This window comes from Lysinibacillus sp. FJAT-14745 (assembly GCF_001275675.1).
In the GTDB taxonomy this organism is placed as follows: domain Bacteria; phylum Bacillota; class Bacilli; order Bacillales_A; family Planococcaceae; genus Lysinibacillus.
Map to the genome: position 1 here is coordinate 1 of NZ_LITM01000008.1, position 16807 is coordinate 16807.

Here is a 16807-nt window from a genome sequence, read left to right on the forward strand (position 1 = left end):
CACTCCTAGTAAATTGTTAAGGTTATTATACTTTATAAACTCCCAATTCTCTGTGTCCATTATTTAGACTAACATCAGTTTTAGAACCTTTTATCTTACTCCGAGAATAGAATTATTATGTAATTGACTTGATAATTTTTAAATAATCTTTTTGATTGTCCATCTCATATAAAGTATTTTGTTTTAATTGAGAAATAGTGATATTTAAATTTTCAATTAAATCCAAAGGTATGTTATCCCAGTATAAGGAAGGTTTTTTAAGATTTTGGGATTGCAAGTAATTTGAAAAGTGTTGTTTTATTATTTTACAGTCTTTCATTTCCCAAAAGGAAACCCCAGATAAAGATGGGAGTTGTTCATCAGTGATTTTTATATCTATTACTTTTTGATTGATGTCTAGTATTGGACACCATTCATTTTCTTGATTGATTCGAATAATTGTAAAATATGTACTTTGTATAGGTTTAAGGTTTAAAAAGATATTTTCAAGAAAGACCGTATCTGCATCGATGATAAATGAATCCTCAAAATAAGGCAGGGCTAATTTGAAGCTATAAATACTATTGTATTCTTTATACATCTTATTGAAGATTAATTTTACTCCTGGAAATTTTTTTGTCAGATATTCAAATTGATTAGCTAAATGTCCAGTAACAATGTAAATCTCATTGATTTTTGCTTCAATTAAAAATTGAATAGTTCTTTCTAAATTAGGTACTTTATTTATTGGCAAAAGTGCTTTATGTTTTGTTTTTGTCCATTCTTCGAAACGAGATCCGAGTCCCGCTGCAAGTATAATTGCGTTCATATTTTCAAACCTCTTTTGAAAGATATAATTGTAAAAAATTCTTTTGGATTATTTGTTGTCAAGATAGACCCTGTAATAATAACCAAGGCTAATAAAAATTCTTTTACTCCTGCTTCAAATCCTAATAATAGACCGAATAAAACAGCCCACGCAGAGTAACTAATATTTAATCCCATAGCTTTAATAGGGCCAACTCGATTGATTGATGTATAGTAGAATAAATATGAAGCTGTGCCTATTAATGCAGTTAATGCAAATAAAACTATTGTAAAGTCTTGTAATACTAATTTTACTAAAGAAATACCCCCAATAATCGGGACTATTAACACGCCGTAAACTATTGCAGAAACTGTTTGTCTGATCTGTAAAGCAATAGAAGGTAACACGTCATTTTTCATACCATATGCAGAGATGACAGATTCAGATCCCCATCCTATAACGCATAATAATGCGAAAGTTAAACCGAAAATTAAATTTTGTGGTTCTTCTTGTGAAATTAATCCTAAAAAGATTGTTGCTATTATGGATAGAGAAAGTCCTATAATATTTTTATGAGTCACTTTTTCTTTTAAAAATAAAAAGCTAAAAAAAGATCCTATTGCTGGATACATAGAAGATATAATAGCCGTATAGGAAGGACCGATAAAATAAATGGACAACATAAATCCAGACATTCCTATAGGCCCCCCTAAAAGTGCAGCAATCATTACTACTTTCCCATCCCTACTTTTTAATGATTGTTTGAGCTGATGTGTTCGCTTAAAAAGCAAAGTATGCAACATCATCCATATACTAGAAAATGCATCGTGTAAAAAAGTTGAGATTAAAGGGGCTACTAAGAGATAATCTGCAAAAATCGAGCGAGATAGTATAACTCCTATGATTACAGTATTGATACCCCATAGAATTCCTCCCAAAAGACCAATCCATAATCCCCTTATCTCGTATGGTGTAATTTTCAACTGTAGTCCAACCCCTTTAATAGATTAGAACCTCTTTCATATCTGTTGTAACCATAATTTCCAAAAGAATCACCATGTAACTCCTTTATGATTGTCCAGAGACTCCAAAGGATATCTTGCACGGATTTGTAAAAGTTTAATTGGAAATATTCCTCTTCTAAAAGAGGACGCTGAAAATAGAATTTTAAAAATTTTTGTTCATCATCGCTTGTCAGTTCACTTTCTAAAATAAAAGCAGCCAAATCCCAAAAAGGATTATTATATCCAGAATATTCCCAGTCAATTAAAAAAATTTTTCCATCGCTCGATTTAATGAAATTTTCTGGAACTAGATCATTGTGGCAAGGACATAAGGAAAATGATTTTAGTTGCTGAATTTTATCATTTAATAATTCTATTTTTTCTTTTTTGTTGGAAAAATTAGGGTATTTTTTATCTATGTAATATTTATTTGTTTTCGTGATAATAACAGATTCATAATCTTGGATTATACTTATAAATGAAAAAGCATTATTCATTTTAATATCAGAAGAGTGTAATTTCTTTAAAATAGTAGCTATATTCTCAATATTATTTGTAATTCCAGCTGTTTGTTTCGACAAAGTCTGTGCATCTTTTACATATTTCGCAATTTTGACACCGTCATGAGCATTAAAGTAAAAAGTAGGTACATTAATTTCTAGAGCTTCTATCGCTTTAGAGTTGATTATTTCATTATGTCGATTTACTAGACTATTTGTTCCAGCTCCAGGTATTCTAATTTGCAATTCATTACCATCTATTAAAGTAATTTTATAATTTTTATTGGTCATACCTCCAGAGAATTCAATTTTCTTAATTTCTTCAGGTTGAGTTCCAATCGATTGACGTAAATAATTTGTAATAAACTGAATTGTTTTTTCGCTGACTTTTCGATAGATATTAGAATATATACCTTCGACCGCTTTATTATATTGTTCATTAGAATTTATATTAATCCATATTTTATTATCTACATTAATACAGGATATGGGCAAATTTTCACTACACTTTAAAATGAAATATCTATAGTTCGACCAATTGTAATTAGCGGATTCATATAATACCAACATTTCTCTGAACAAATTGATAGATATTTTAGAAATTCCAACCGCCACACTAGATGTTGATAAAGGGTTCTCTTCAGTACATTCAATAATAGTTTTCTCAATAGACCCATTTAAAGCAGTATAAGTAATACAATTTGGATTAGTTGAATCCAGAAGTGTTATAAGAATATTTTCATCAAAAAATAAATTACCTTCTATTAGAAGGAAATCTTTATTTAGATATTTTTTTAGTAGACTTAATGATTTCATCGTGCCAGTGGATGTATATATAGAATTGATTATAAAATTTACATTTTCATTTTCTAACTCTTCTATAATTAAATCCTTTTTATAACCCACAATGATAAAAATCTCATGAATATTTCTGTCTTTTAAAATATTTACTGTTCTTTTTATTAAGGTTTGATGGTCAACTTTTAATAAGCAAGGTGGTATGTCGAAAGCATTGGAATATCCTGAAGCTAAAATAACAGCAGTATTTATATTATTTATCATTTCTTAGAAAACCTTTCATTCAATATTAAAACTTGGTAAAATGTGTTTATGTATTAAAGAGATTATACTATATAAAAACTTTAAATACATGAGTTTATAGTAGGAGGAAAAAGTATTGTCAAGTAAAAATATAATTGAGATTGTAAAAAATTTGCACAATCGAATTGAAGATAGTATGAGGAAAGAAGAAAGAGCAGAAGTAAAAAATGCTTTAGATGAGTTATCAAAAATTGCAAAAACCGAGACTTATTACATCGTTAGCACAACATTATTATTCGAATCTGGGGACATTGAAGAAGCAGCTTTGAAAGTCAGAGAAGGATTACAGCAATTTTCATATTCCTATTCACTGCATTTTAATGCTGCTTTAATTCACTTCACTTTACAAAAATTCGATAATAGCTTTTATCATTTTGGAAGATGTTTAAGATTATCAGAGAATAAAGAAGAGATCGAGGCTGTACAAAATAATCTCAATGAAATGGTATATACATTAAAAAAACAACAAATTTATTCATCAGAACAATTACAAAAGTCCCTAAATAATATAGTTCAACTTTCTAAAGAGATTGATGAACGGGTCTATCCTTTAAATAAATTTGGAGAAAGCATAATTCGTCAGGTTCAAAATCGTGGTACTGAAAATGAAAATATGACGAATTTGTACAAATCATTATTTCTTGAAAATATTGATGATTTACATAGATGTTTCACAAAGACAGAATATTTTCAAGGAAATGAAGCAAAGCATTATCAATTTACTTTTATTAAGAAAACAACTTTACCTTTTTCTTTTTTAGAAAAAGATACTGAGTTAACAATTAAAATAAATAATACTACATATGATTTTACTAATTCTCTTTTAAAGTTTAATCAATATAACTACTTAACATTTGACCCAGGAGAAATTGAAATAACTGCTAATAAGCCTATATTTATTGGTAATCCGATTGCATTGAATGATGAGCCAAAAAAATATAAATTAGTAGCTCATGTTTTTATCGATGGTTTATCTGGTAAGTACTTAGAAGAAAACGATAAAGAAATGTTAATTCCAAATATTTTAAATACATTTAATAGTAAATATGAAAATACAAATTGCTATGCCTCCGCTGATTGGACTTTTCCAAGTAACGCAGGGCTTGTTACTGCAATGGATACTATTGCACATGGCCAATACCACTCAACATTTGGACATGATTTTTCAGAGAAGCAAGAATCACTAATTGAAAAGATTCGTAAATCAGGATATTTTACTGCTTCCTTTACTGGTGATTGGCGCGGCACACCACCCCACGGCTATGGAAAGAGTTTTGATCGAATTGTATTTAAAAACTCTATGGGTGGTTTTGGTGCAGGAGAAATCATGGAAGAGGTTATCGACCATTTAGAAACATTCAAAGAAAAAAATAACTATATTTGGTTAGTTCTACCTGATTTACATGATGTCGCAGATGAAATCTTTTTATCCATTAATAGTCAAGTAAATACTAATGTACTAAATAGATTATTTTCTAAGAAGGGAGATACCTCCGTACTTACAGATTATGACAAAAACAAAATTCTCCGTTATGGAGAAGAGTTGAAAAGAATCGATTTACATTTATCAGTTCTTTTCAATTATATCAAACATAACTATGATGAAGATGACGTTCTTCTAATTATTCACTCTGATCATGGGCAAGGATATTTTGAGCAAGAACCAAAGCATTTCCTAAACTACGGGAGAACCAAAGTACCATTTATGTTGTTAGGAGGGGGAATACAAGGAACTAGTGATAAATTAATGAGCAATCTTGATATCTACCCTACAATATTGGATTTATTAAATATCGAATATGATAAAGAAAAATTGCATGGTAAAACATTAGAGGATTTCGGTGGCAAACAACGTAAAGAAGTCATGACAGAATCTTATCATCCGAATCAAACTTATAAAGCCGTAATTTATACGAGGGATTTTCAATTTTATTTTGAAACAGAGGATAGTGTTGATAATTATGGAAGAGTCGATTTAGAACACTTTAAGACAGATTTAATTAAATTAAATGATAATTTAAATGATACTAATGTAGAAGAAATAATAGACTACTATACAAATTGGATTTTAAAGAAGAGAGCAATTCTTCAGAAATAGAAAATAGTATAAACTTCAATAGAATAAAACCGGAAGCTTAAATTTTTAATCACACGAAATAACATAATTGATTACTAATCCTAATCCTTCTATCAAAAAATAGGAATTCGTTATATCTCATTAGCATATACTAAAATTCATCTCTTTAAATAAAGGTTCTAAGTTTAATGTTTGGGTTCCCTAATCTTTATCGCCAAGTAAAAGAATGGGCACGTACGGGTTTAATCACCAATGATAAAAATCTTTCGAATTGGGTGATTCGTATTGCAGAAGAGTGGCTATTACCAATTTATGAAGAGATGAAAAATGTCCTTTCGGTCAAAACGCTGCTTCATATTGATGAAACTGTTGCCCAAGTATTGAATCGTTCTGACGGAAAGCGAGCGAAGTCGAACGGTGTTGGAGGAATATTTGGCCAATTTTGAGGGCACCATTATTTGTGATGGCTATTCTGCCTATGATAAGTTACCCAACATCACATTCGCCAACTGTTGGGCGCACGTTCGACGTTATTGGTTAAAAGTCGATAACAAGAACGGACGTATTGGTTTGGCCTACTGTAATCAGCTCTACGCTTTAGAGCAAAAATTCAAAAGGCTGCCGCCGAAGCAACGTCGAAAAATGAGTTGGCGCTACGCAAGACGGGTCATTCGGAAGTTCTTTAACTGGCTCGAAAAGTCTCAATTCTTTGGCAAAAACGCATTAACCACAGCAACAGAGTATACGTTGAACAGAAGAAATGAATTAAAAGCATTTTTGTATAATGGGCAAATCGAAATCGATAATAATCCAGCCGAAAATGCGATCCGTCCAACCGTGATTGGAAGGAAGAACCGGCTCTTTTCTGTCAGTGAGGCGGGTGCAAAAGCCAATGCAATCTACTTAAGTCTAGCGGAAACAGCAAAAGCGAATGGTGTAGATTTCTATAAATACCTCGTCAAGCTTTTGACGGATTTACCCAATCTCGCAATTCATCAACAACCAGAATTATTACAAGAATACATGCCTTGGTCCGAGTCGATTCAAGCTACATGTGCATAATAAAGCCAGCTATCTGAAAAAATCATCAGAAAGCTGGCCATTTGTCGTACGTGCCGTGAGGTGCGCATATTTTTTTGAATTCGGGCTTAAAATGTAATTTTGTTGCTAAATTTACTCAACAAAAAAAGAACTCAAATAAAAAGTCGAGCTGTGTTTGCCAGCTCAACTTTTTAAGTACAAATTTAATATTTCAAAAAATCTACTAATGATTAAATTTGATTTTGATTTCCATATTGTTGTTGACGTGTAATTTTAATTACTTCCTTCCAGGTATCACGGAATTCTGTCACTAAACCTTCTACTTCTTCAACAATTGTAGCATCATTTTTAATATTTGCCTCAGTTAATCGACGTAATATATATTCATATAATGGTAGCATTTGTTTTGATATATCGATATCCATATTTAAAGTAGACATTAATTCTGAAATTATTGCTTGTGAACGTTGAATGTTGTAATTTCGCTGCTCAATTTTTTTATTATTAATTGCTGATTTTGCTTTCGTTAAAAACTTTAAACAGCCATTATATAACATTAACGTAAGCTCTCCTGGTGAAGCCGTCGTCACACTATTTTGTTTGTAGATATCGTATGCTGTATTTGGTGTTGCCATGGAAACACTCCTTTATAAAAATAACTATTACTATTTTTTTCCGTCATAATAACGACCTTCTACAATTCGCAAACTTTCATATGGATCAATATATTGCAGTTCATGTTTTTTAGTATTTTGTAAGTCTTTTATATCTTCTTTGACAGCTTCCATAACCATTGATAATCGTTCCTGAATACCTTGATCTAATTCAAATAATGTTTGATGTGTTTTATTTTTTTCATCATATTGGAAGTTTAGTTGTTTTATTTGATCAACCAGTTTTCCACGTTCATCTAAATACTCATTGATTTTACTAATATATTGTGTACGCTCTTCGCCATTAGGAATATTAGTTAAATACTTAAAAAGCTGAGCAGACGTCTGCAAATAAATGTTTAAAATAGTATCCATAAATTATCCTTGCATAAACATGCTAGATTGTGAGTTCGCTTTCTGAATAGCAGTCTCCATTGCAGAAAATTGCTTGAAATAGCGCTCCTCAATTTTTTTCAGCTTTTCTTTCCAAGAATTAATACTATTTTCTACAGATTGGATTGTTTTACCTAATGAATAAGTACTGGCTCCCGCGCCTGCTTTACCTGCTTTTCCAGCAATTGAATCAATTCCTGTTGTCGCAATAGATCGTAACTGTGATACAAGCCCACCTTTATCAGCTGAACCATTTGTTCCAGCTGAGCGTGTGAATAAATCACAGACTACCTCTGGATTTGATTCAATTGCTTTAAGAAGCTTCTCTTCGTCAATTACTAGTTTACCACCGTCCGAATATGTTTGAGATGTAGTAATACCAATATTAAATAAAGTATTATATTTCTCATCTTTATTAGTTCTAATAGAATAAATTGCAGTACGCATATTTGAAATAACTGAGCTAATTGCACTATCACTTCGTAAAATACCTTGCTTCGCCTTTTCTTCCCACTTCTTTATCTCATCTTCTGACATTCCTGCTTTTTGAGCATCTGTTAAAGGCTGATAGTTATAATCTTTTTTCGCGGTGATTTGAGAATTCATACTCTCGATTAGACCATTATATAATTCTACAAATGATTTTACTTGATTTAAAACTGCATCCGGATCTGTAGATGATGAAATAGATACTGGTCCATCATTAAATGTTTTATTTAAAGTAATTGAATAACCTGATTCACTAAATGAATTAAATTGTGATGTTTTAGTAACACCGTTTACAGTGTATTCAGCATTTTGACCATTTGCAATTTCTCCTGTTGAGCTAGCAGAAAAGTGTATTGATGATAGTAACGCATTACCTGTATCAGATAACACCTGTAGTGATCCACCAACTGCTTTACCAGTTGATGCTGTACTTAGTGACAATTGACCATCGCTAAAAACAGCTGTTATACCTGCACCTGTAGCATTAATTCGTTTCACAAATTGATCAACTGAATCTGTTTCTTTATATTCAATAGTAGTTGCTTTCATAGAGCCATCTTTTTGAAGTACATTGAATGTTAAATTGCCTGAACCATTTAAATTAAGCCCTAAAGCTTTTAAAGTAGATTCATTATTAGCAGTGTAGCCACTAGTAGGAATAGCTGTTTGAGAAATAGCTGTACTTGCTAAAGTATCACCGACATTAGCATTAAAACCAATCTTTTGCAAAAAATCAACATTATCAGATGTTACTTCTACATCTTGGCCTAAAGAAAACGAACCATTTACATTTACTCCATTACTCTCATCATAAAAGCCATTCACAAACGTAGCATTTTCAATACCAACCGACTTTAATTTTGAAACAACCGAATTAATTGAATCACTCGGATTAAACACAAATGATTTGTCTTCACCGTTAATTTCAAATTTCACTGTATCACTTGAAGAAATCCCTAAGTCAGATAGTTTATGACTATTGTTTAAAGTATAAACTTTATTTAGACTCCCAGTTTTAGTTGCGCCTTTAGCTAATTGTGATACAGATGATATTTCTAATGACCCAACTGCTGAAGCACTTGCTGTAACTGACAGCTTACTTGAATCAGATACTGAAGCTGACTTTGATAAAAATGTAGTAGGCTTATATTTATCATATCCCTCTGTTCGAAATGCCTCTAATTTGGTATTAATACTACGATAGGAATCCCGTTGCCATACATATTTTTGCTTTTGTTGCTGCAACTTCTCCATTTTTGCACTTTCAGCTTTCATTAACTTTTCAACAATAGAATCAATATCCATTCCTGAAGCTAAACCTGTGAAGCGATTACCTGAAGTTGTTAAATAAGAAAATGAATTTGATTTAATAGATGCCATAATATTTACCTCCTATAATTAAATTTTCTCGTCTACAATCATACCTAGCAGCTTTTGCATTTCATAAAAAGCATCTAGTAGCTTTTTTGGTGGGATTTCCTTTATTACTTCATTTGTATCTTCATTGATTACTGTTACATAATAACGTTCCAAACCTTCATGATACATAAATTTTGAAGCGCTATGTGTTACTTCAAGCATTTCGTTCATTTTATCAACTACATCTCGAACTTTTGCTTTTGTTTCTTCACTATTATCAAGTTGCTGCTCTGGTTCAACAGTAGCTATAGATATTTTTCCACTATGATTGCTTTCTTCCTTCGCTATTTTGGGTACGCTAGTATCGCTTATAAGGGCTGAATCTATATCAATATTACCTGAAATACGCATATTTCCATCCTCCTTGAATTTAATACAAACACTGTTACTTTTAATATCGGATAAAAAAAAAGGAATTTCAGTTTTTCCATAAATCATCCACAAAAAAACGAAATTCCCAAATGTAAAATGTACTTTGAAAATTGATGTTATCAAACTTTATTTACTATTAAAAAACTACTACTTTTCAAATGTCGGTCTCTGATATCAGATTTTCGTCTAAAATATTCTACTACAAACAGTTTGAATTTAACTTAATTAATTTCTCCTTTTTGTACCACCTGATATGTAAATTTCAATTAATCACCTAATTAAAAAGTCACATATCTCAAAATCGAACATAGTATCAATATCAAAAGAATTCTCTTTTTTCATGACATATGCTTTTGTTTCTTTTGTTATAAAGGACTTTTCCTCTTTTAAGAACTTTATTTGTCCGACATAGATTGCTCCGTTCAAAGCATATACAATCGGTAAATCTTGACGTCTTGTAGCGGTTTGTTCATTATTAATTATTGGTTGCATTTTGCCATCTATTAAATTGTACATCCAGTATGGAGACTTATCCGGCTCTGTTACTGAAACGCAGAATTTCGCTTGTTGATGTAACATAAACTCTATACACCCATCGATATCCTCTACAGTTCTTAGTGGTGAAGTTGGTTGCAATAACATAACATAATCATAACCTGGGCATTGTTCAATAGCATGTAATATAGGGTCAATACCAGGCGTGTTATCCTGTGCTAATTCGATTGGGCGAACAAACGGTACATCGCACTCATACTCCTTAGCTACTTCAATTATTTCATCATCCTCTGAGGACAAAATTGTTCGAGTAATATACTTAGATTTTTTTGCCTCTTCTATTGTCCAGGCTATTAATGGCTTTCCATTGAGTTCTCGAATATTTTTACGTGGTACTCCCTTTGATCCCCCACGAGCAGGAATGACAGCTAAAATCTTAGGTTTCATATTAAGAGCTCCTTAAACTCATTATTAGCTTTGTTAAAATCCTCCATTCGACCGATATCTAACCAATATTCATGGATAGGGAATACAGATGTTTTCTTTTCTTTTTCGATTAATTGCTCAAAAAGTGTCGGCATATCATAAAATTCATCTGTCGGTATATAATCAAAAACATCTGGACTTAGCACATAAATACCCGCGTTAACAAAACTACGTTGAATGGGCTTCTCTTTAATCGTCACTAAATCTGTACCATCAGTTTCAATAACACCATATGGAATTTGATATTCATATTCCCTCACACACATTGTTGCAATTGATTCATGTTCCAAATGAAAATCCATTAGCTGATCAAAATTAATTTGTGTAAGTAAATCACCATTCATGACGAAAAACGGTTGTGTTGGCCGATTTTTTATTAATGAGAGAGCCCCTGCTGTACCCATTCGTTTATCTTCTTCAACATACTCAATCGTTACATCAAAAGCCTCACCATTTTGGAAATAATTTTGAATCACTTCTTTTTTGTAGTTTACTGAAAAGATGAAGTTCGTATATCCGTATTGCTTAAAACCATCAATAATTATTTCTAGAATCGTTCTATTTCCTACTCGTAACATAGGTTTTGGTGTATCGTTTGTAAGAGGACGAAGCCTTGTACCTAATCCACCAAGCATTAAAATAACTGTATTTTTATTCAATATTGATTCTAGCTTATCCATAAATAAAATATCGATAATTTTATTCGAATCATCTATTATTGGCAGTTGCTTTAGCATTTTCAATTTCATAAATCGCTTATAAATATACGGCTTTTGTCCACTTTTCGCGATAATTGGATTCGGATTCATAATTAAAGAAATTGGTACCTCAAGCCCTTCGCCCCGTAAGATACCACGGCGAATATCCCCATCCGTAACGGTACCAAGCAAACGTTGATTTTCATCGACAACCACTGCAAATTGTAAAGAGGAATCATCAATTATTTTCATCGTTTCAAGTAACGTTTGATTCTTTGTAACAATAATTTTTTGCCATTGCTTCATGGAATTACACTTCCTTTGCAGGTACGCCAAATGCCTTTACATTGTCTTCTATATTTTTTACTACTACTGCCCCTGCACCTATTAAACAGTTTGTTCCTATATTAATTCCTTGTATAATTGTTGTACCTGTTCCTATATGTGTCCCTTTTTGGATTTGAACATTACCTGATATTTTAGTACCCGGTGCAATATGTATTTGGGAACCTATTTGACAATCATGATCAATAATCGTACCCGTATTTATAATAGTATTATCGGCAATAATTGTATTGGTTTGAATAATTGCACCAGCCATTATTTGAATTCCATGTCCTAATTTTACTGAAGGAGCAAGAGTAGCTGAAGGGTGTACAATTGATTTAAAATGATAACCTTTATCACAAAAATCTTGAAATATCTTTTCACGTAATGGTGACGGTCGTGTCATTCCTACACCAAGAACTAACTCAACATCTGACGTTGAATAATTAAATATCACTTCATCTTTTCCTAAATAAGGTATTGAATTATTTTTCTCTATTGTAGGAGCAGTAAAGCCTAATATTTTCTCTTTTTGAGCTACTAACATTTCTGTTAATACTGATGCATGTCCACCGTTCCCAATGATTATAATTGGCTTACTCATCTATAAGTTCATCCTCATCATATGATTTTGAAGCAACTTTCCCTATGTAAGACCAATACTTTGAAGGCACAACACCATTTCCAGGTCTTTTTACAGTTAAATTGCTAGATGAAAACACTTCACCAAGACGAATTGTTTTTTTAGCAACTAAGCTTTTTCGTACTGGAATACGATTTTGTAGCTCTGTAAATGTTGGTTTTTTAATACCATCTCCCAGTGCTTGCTCTATTTCTCTTATGCCTGTAATCATTGCTTTTAGCTCATCAGGATTTAATGAGGCAATATGATCCGGTCCTTCTAATGTCTTATCCAAAGTAAAATGCTTTTCTATCACTGTTGCTCCCATACTAACGGCCGCAATCGGGATATGAATTCCCTCAGAGTGATCAGATAAACCCATCGGTAATCGGAAAATTTTATTCATTTCATTCATTGCACTTATATTGATTGAAGCGGCTGGAGCTGGGTATTGTGTTGTACAATGTAGAAGTGTTACGTATTGTTGTAATACCTGCTTTGCCTCTTCTGTACAGTAAAATTCTTGAACAGATTCTATTGTAACGGTTTCTAAGGGCTTTGCTAGACCATATGCGATAAATGCTAATGCCTCGTGAATTTCCTCAATCGTTGCCATACCTGTTGATAAAATAATCGGTTTACCCTTTGTAGCCATATAATGAATAAAAGGTGCATTAGTTAGCTCGCCAGAGGGGATTTTTACCGTTTCAATACTTAGTTTGTCTATTAAAAAATCGACACTTTCAAAATCGAAAGGCGTCGATAAAAATTCAATTTGCTCTGTTTGACAAAATATTTGTAACTCTACAAACTCCTCATATGTTAACTCTAGTTTTTTTAGCATTGCCAATTGAGAAGTAGCTTCACCTAAATTTTCGACTTGGTAATCTGCCTGCTTTGCTTGTTTTGTGACTAAGTTTTCTGCCTTAAAGGTTTGAAACTTGACTGCATTAGCCCCCGCCTCTTTCGCAACCTTTACAAGCTCCTTCGCCATTTTAAGTGAACCATTGTGATTAACTCCCGCTTCTGCGATGATATAGGAATTTTTCATAGGTCATAGAACTCCTTTTTTATAGAAAATGACGTTAACCCGTGTAAAAGGGTAATGATTTTTTCTGATACTTGACCATCTCCAAAAATACGGTCATATTCCTGGTTAAACTTTTTAGCTTTTTCAATAGTACGATAAATTTTTTCTGTATCAAGCACTGTATTAAACACAGAGTTTGGTTGTTCACGCCCCTCTTGTCTCATTCCACAATTAACTGTCGGTGTTGCTAAATAAGGAACTTCAATTAATCCACTTGATGAATTACCTATTACAACCTCTGCATGTTTTACTGCACTTAAATATTTTAACTGTCCTAATGAATCATATAATTTTGCATTGCGATATTGTAATGTGAATTGTTGGATTGCTTCATTAATCCCACGTCCACCATTATCCGCATTTGACTTCGTAAAAAGCAGGTTAACATTTGAATAATTTTCTAAAGCTTCCAATAATTCAAAAACGCCATCTGTTTCACCATTTGTTTCGGGATGATATGTAATTAAAAACATTGGCAATTGATTATCTAGTTGGAGTTGCTCAAATAATTTATCCTTCGTCATCAACTTCATATTCATAATATTTTCTATCCCGATAGCACCGACATTAAATACACGCCCTGGAGATTCGCCTAATTGTATAACACGTTTACGATGTGATTCAGTACTAGTAAAATGCCATGTAGCCATTTTAGTAATAGAGTGGCGAATTGCATCATCGTATGCACCAAAAGTGCATTCACCACCATGAATATGAGCGATTGGAATTTGCATAATAAGTGCAGCTTGAGCAGCAGCTAACATTTCAAAACGATCGCCTAAAAGAATAATTAAATCTGGCTGCAAACGGGAAAGTGCATCAGCAAAACCAATGGTAGCAAGCCCCATGGATTTTACTACGCCTGTAGCTGTGTCTGCTGATAATAATATCTCTACTTTTTCATTAATTGTAAATCCATCATACTCAATTTGTTTATAGGTACTACCGAACTCTGGTGATAAATGCATACCTGTTGTAAGTATCTGCAACTGAAATAACTCATCTTGTTGAATTTTTTTTAAAAGAGGAAATAACAACCCATACTCTGCCCGTGTTCCTGTAATAACACAAATCTTCCGTTTCACTCTTTATCCCTCGCTTATAGGTGTACTAGGAATATTAATAACATTTTTATTTAACAGTTCAGTTACTGATAAGTCCATCTTTGGACATTGTTGAAACATCACAAGTTCATGCATTGGTGTCCAAATAGGGCGACTCATAACACCCTGATTATTTAAAAAATCTAATACTTCATTACGATCATAACTCTCGTCTAAAATAATTGTTTGTAACCAGTAATTACTTCGTGTATTTACAGGCTCTTTAAATAACTGTACACCATCAATATTTGTTACTATATTTTCATAATATCCTGCTAAATTACGCTTTTGCTCAATAAATTCAGGCATTTTTTCGAGCTGAGCACATCCTAAAGCAGCGTTAATATTCGGCATACGATAATTAAAGCCAATTTCATCATGTATAAATTCCCAACGGTGAGGAACTTTCGCTGTAGTCGTTAAATGTTTTGCATAGTCAGCAAGTGCCTCATCATCTGTTAAAATAGCACCACCACCACCCGTAGTGATAATTTTATTACCATTAAAGCTTATTGCACTAACTTTCCCAAACGTTCCAGTATGCTTACCTTTGTAATAACTCCCTAATGACTCCGCTGCATCTTCCACAAGTACTAGCTTGTATTTTTCACATATGGCATCAAGCTCATCCATCAAGCAAGGATGACCAAATGTGTGCATTGGTACTAATGCTTTAATACGGCGATTCGTCTGCTTATTGTATAATTCACCTTGTCGCAGTTCTGCTACTTCTTCCAAATACGTTTCAAGTTTCGCTGGATTAACGCCTAATGTTTCTATATTTACATCCACGAAATGTGGGATTGCTTGTATATAAGAAATAGCATTTGCTGTAGCAATAAAAGTCAACGACGGCATAAGTACCTCGTCATTCGCTTCTACCCCTGCAACCTTTAAAGCAATATGGAGGGCAGCTGTGCCATTAACGACCGCCACAGCACGCTTCACACCAATAAATTTTGCTAAATCCTCTTCAAAGCGTGTAACATATGAGCCAACTGAAGATACCCAACCAGTTTTTACACAATCGGTTACATACTCCACTTCTTTTTCATTAAACGTTGGTTCATGTAAGGCTATGAAATCTTTGCCATATAACCGCTTAATACTTTCTACAAATTCCATCCATTGTTTATTCATATATTATAAACATCTGCCTTATATTGAGATAAATTATCAGGATTTGTGAACCATTCGATTGTTTCTTCTAATCCTTTTCGGAAACCATCTTTTCCGCCATAACGCGGCTCCCAACCAAGTAGCTCTTTTGCTTTTCTATTCTCTGCCCATAAACGCTCTACTTCACTTTTCTCCGGACGTAGGCGTTGCTCATCTGTTTCAATTGTTAAATTAGCGCCCATAATATCCGCAATCATTTCAGCCGTTTCACCAATTGACACCTCATAATTTGAGCCAATATTAATCACTTCACCAATTGACTTTTCTGAATTCATAACGGAAATAAAACCTTGTACAGTATCTTTTACATAGTTAAAGTCACGAGTTGGACTAACGGCACCTAGCTTAATCGTCGTTTGACCACTTGCAAGCTGACTAATAATTGTAGGAATGACTGCTCGAGCTGATTGTCGTGGTCCATAGGTATTAAACGGACGGATAATCGACACAGGCGTATCAAATGAACGATAAAATGATAATGCCATTTGATCTGCTCCTATTTTAGATGCGGAATAAGGTGACTGTCCCTGTAATGGATGATCTTCATCAATTGGTACATATAAAGCCGTACCATATACTTCACTTGTCGATGTATGTACTACTTTTTCTACTGCTAATTCTTTTGCAGCCTGCACAATATTCAATGTTCCAGTAACATTTGTATCTACATATGTTGCTGGTGAATGGTATGAATATGGGATTGCAATAAGTGCTGCTAAATTTAATACATGTGTACAGCCTTTCATTGCTTCTCTTACACCATGTGGATCACGAATATCTCCTGAAAAAACATCTAGTTGTGATTTAATCTCTGAAGTAGATTGGTCAAGCCATCCCCACGAATTAAATGAATTATAGTATACAAAAGCACGAACATTATAGCCTTGTCGAATAAGTTCTTCAGTTAGATGAGAACCGATAAAACCATCCGCACCAGTTACTAATATTTTTTTTTCCATAATTATTAATCA

General features: G+C 32.8%; 16 protein-coding genes and 1 pseudogene. 3 read left to right on the top strand and 14 right to left on the bottom strand.

The window, feature by feature from the left end:
* Positions 1–115 precede the first annotated feature (115 nt).
* Genes AMS59_RS13830 through AMS59_RS13840 form a run of 3 tightly spaced genes read right to left on the bottom strand, consistent with a single transcriptional unit; the run spans position 116 to position 3353 of the window.
* Positions 116–808, bottom strand: coding sequence for an NTP transferase domain-containing protein (locus AMS59_RS13830; RefSeq protein WP_053484334.1), 693 nt, complete (start codon positions 806–808; stop codon positions 116–118).
* Positions 805–1770 carry a DMT family transporter gene (locus AMS59_RS13835; protein ID WP_053484335.1) on the bottom strand — a complete coding sequence of 322 codons (966 nt, stop codon included), beginning with the start codon at positions 1768–1770 and terminating at the stop codon, positions 805–807. The genes AMS59_RS13830 and AMS59_RS13835 overlap by 4 nt, the downstream gene beginning before the upstream one ends.
* Positions 1767–3353, bottom strand: coding sequence for a phosphotransferase (locus tag AMS59_RS13840; RefSeq protein WP_053484336.1), 1587 nt, complete (start codon positions 3351–3353; stop codon positions 1767–1769). The genes AMS59_RS13835 and AMS59_RS13840 overlap by 4 nt, the downstream gene beginning before the upstream one ends.
* Positions 3354–3468: 115 nt before the next feature.
* Here AMS59_RS13840 and AMS59_RS13845 point away from each other — a divergent pair, with 115 nt between their 5' ends.
* The 3 genes and pseudogenes from AMS59_RS13845 to AMS59_RS26360 all read left to right on the top strand — a co-directional run bounded on the left by AMS59_RS13845 (position 3469) and on the right by AMS59_RS26360 (position 6531).
* On the top strand, positions 3469–5490 hold the full coding sequence (locus AMS59_RS13845; protein ID WP_053484337.1) for a sulfatase-like hydrolase/transferase: 2022 nt from the start codon (positions 3469–3471) through the stop codon (positions 5488–5490).
* A 167-nt stretch (positions 5491–5657) separates the two neighbouring features.
* Positions 5658–6384 (top strand): annotated as a pseudogene (locus AMS59_RS26355) (IS66 family transposase); the annotation flags it as partial.
* Positions 6367–6531 (top strand): transposase domain-containing protein, encoded by a 165-nt coding sequence (locus tag AMS59_RS26360; RefSeq protein ID WP_234007814.1) that lies wholly within the window; start codon positions 6367–6369, stop codon positions 6529–6531. The pseudogene AMS59_RS26355 and the gene AMS59_RS26360, both read left to right, overlap by 18 nt.
* A gap of 209 nt (positions 6532–6740) precedes the next feature.
* On the opposite strand, the gene fliS is transcribed toward AMS59_RS26360, so the two are convergent.
* The 11 genes from fliS to AMS59_RS13910 form a co-directional block, all read right to left on the bottom strand.
* On the bottom strand, positions 6741–7145 hold the full coding sequence (gene fliS / locus AMS59_RS13860) for a flagellar export chaperone FliS (protein ID WP_053484340.1): 405 nt from the start codon (positions 7143–7145) through the stop codon (positions 6741–6743).
* A 30-nt stretch (positions 7146–7175) separates the two neighbouring features.
* Positions 7176–7538 carry a flagellar protein FliT gene (locus AMS59_RS13865; RefSeq protein WP_053484341.1) on the bottom strand — a complete coding sequence of 121 codons (363 nt, stop codon included), beginning with the start codon at positions 7536–7538 and terminating at the stop codon, positions 7176–7178.
* Positions 7539–7541: 3 nt separating this feature from the next.
* Positions 7542–9425 (bottom strand): flagellar filament capping protein FliD, encoded by a 1884-nt coding sequence (fliD, locus tag AMS59_RS13870; RefSeq protein ID WP_053484342.1) that lies wholly within the window; start codon positions 9423–9425, stop codon positions 7542–7544.
* A gap of 18 nt (positions 9426–9443) precedes the next feature.
* On the bottom strand, positions 9444–9815 hold the full coding sequence (locus AMS59_RS13875) for a flagellar protein FlaG (protein ID WP_053484343.1): 372 nt from the start codon (positions 9813–9815) through the stop codon (positions 9444–9446).
* Between the two features lie 291 nt (positions 9816–10106).
* Positions 10107–10778 (bottom strand): cytidylyltransferase domain-containing protein, encoded by a 672-nt coding sequence (locus AMS59_RS13880; RefSeq protein WP_053484344.1) that lies wholly within the window; start codon positions 10776–10778, stop codon positions 10107–10109.
* On the bottom strand, positions 10775–11821 hold the full coding sequence (locus tag AMS59_RS13885) for a nucleotidyltransferase family protein (RefSeq protein WP_053484345.1): 1047 nt from the start codon (positions 11819–11821) through the stop codon (positions 10775–10777). Before AMS59_RS13885 ends, AMS59_RS13880 begins: the two co-directional genes overlap by 4 nt.
* Positions 11822–11825: 4 nt before the next feature.
* Positions 11826–12446, bottom strand: a complete 621-nt coding sequence (locus AMS59_RS13890; protein ID WP_053484346.1) for an acetyltransferase — start codon at positions 12444–12446, stop codon at positions 11826–11828.
* Positions 12439–13515, bottom strand: a complete 1077-nt coding sequence (gene neuB, locus AMS59_RS13895) for an N-acetylneuraminate synthase (protein ID WP_053484347.1) — start codon at positions 13513–13515, stop codon at positions 12439–12441. Before neuB ends, AMS59_RS13890 begins: the two co-directional genes overlap by 8 nt.
* Positions 13512–14639 (bottom strand): UDP-N-acetylglucosamine 2-epimerase, encoded by a 1128-nt coding sequence (gene neuC / locus AMS59_RS13900; protein ID WP_053484348.1) that lies wholly within the window; start codon positions 14637–14639, stop codon positions 13512–13514. Before neuC ends, neuB begins: the two co-directional genes overlap by 4 nt.
* 3 nt (positions 14640–14642) lie before the next feature.
* A complete protein-coding gene (locus AMS59_RS13905) occupies positions 14643–15797 on the bottom strand; it encodes a LegC family aminotransferase (RefSeq protein WP_053484349.1) in 1155 nt (384 codons plus the stop codon).
* Positions 15794–16795: an NAD-dependent 4,6-dehydratase LegB gene (locus tag AMS59_RS13910; protein ID WP_053484350.1), complete on the bottom strand. Its 1002-nt coding sequence runs from the start codon at positions 16793–16795 to the stop codon at positions 15794–15796. The genes AMS59_RS13905 and AMS59_RS13910 overlap by 4 nt, the downstream gene beginning before the upstream one ends.
* Positions 16796–16807 lie beyond the last annotated feature (12 nt).

Coding starts and splice junctions, on each gene's coding strand:
- fliD (WP_053484342.1), bottom strand. CDS start 9,425: ATGGCATCTATTAAATCAAATTCATTTTCTTATTTAACAACTTCAGGT.
- AMS59_RS13865 (WP_053484341.1), bottom strand. CDS start 7,538: ATGGATACTATTTTAAACATTTATTTGCAGACGTCTGCTCAGCTTTTT.
- AMS59_RS13910 (WP_053484350.1), bottom strand. CDS start 16,795: ATGGAAAAAAAAATATTAGTAACTGGTGCGGATGGTTTTATCGGTTCT.
- AMS59_RS13890 (WP_053484346.1), bottom strand. CDS start 12,446: ATGAGTAAGCCAATTATAATCATTGGGAACGGTGGACATGCATCAGTA.
- AMS59_RS13905 (WP_053484349.1), bottom strand. CDS start 15,797: ATGAATAAACAATGGATGGAATTTGTAGAAAGTATTAAGCGGTTATAT.
- neuB (WP_053484347.1), bottom strand. CDS start 13,515: ATGAAAAATTCCTATATCATCGCAGAAGCGGGAGTTAATCACAATGGT.
- AMS59_RS13875 (WP_053484343.1), bottom strand. CDS start 9,815: ATGCGTATTTCAGGTAATATTGATATAGATTCAGCCCTTATAAGCGAT.
- fliS (WP_053484340.1), bottom strand. CDS start 7,145: ATGGCAACACCAAATACAGCATACGATATCTACAAACAAAATAGTGTG.
- AMS59_RS13840 (WP_053484336.1), bottom strand. CDS start 3,353: ATGATAAATAATATAAATACTGCTGTTATTTTAGCTTCAGGATATTCC.
- AMS59_RS13885 (WP_053484345.1), bottom strand. CDS start 11,821: ATGAAGCAATGGCAAAAAATTATTGTTACAAAGAATCAAACGTTACTT.
- AMS59_RS13880 (WP_053484344.1), bottom strand. CDS start 10,778: ATGAAACCTAAGATTTTAGCTGTCATTCCTGCTCGTGGGGGATCAAAG.
- AMS59_RS13830 (WP_053484334.1), bottom strand. CDS start 808: ATGAACGCAATTATACTTGCAGCGGGACTCGGATCTCGTTTCGAAGAA.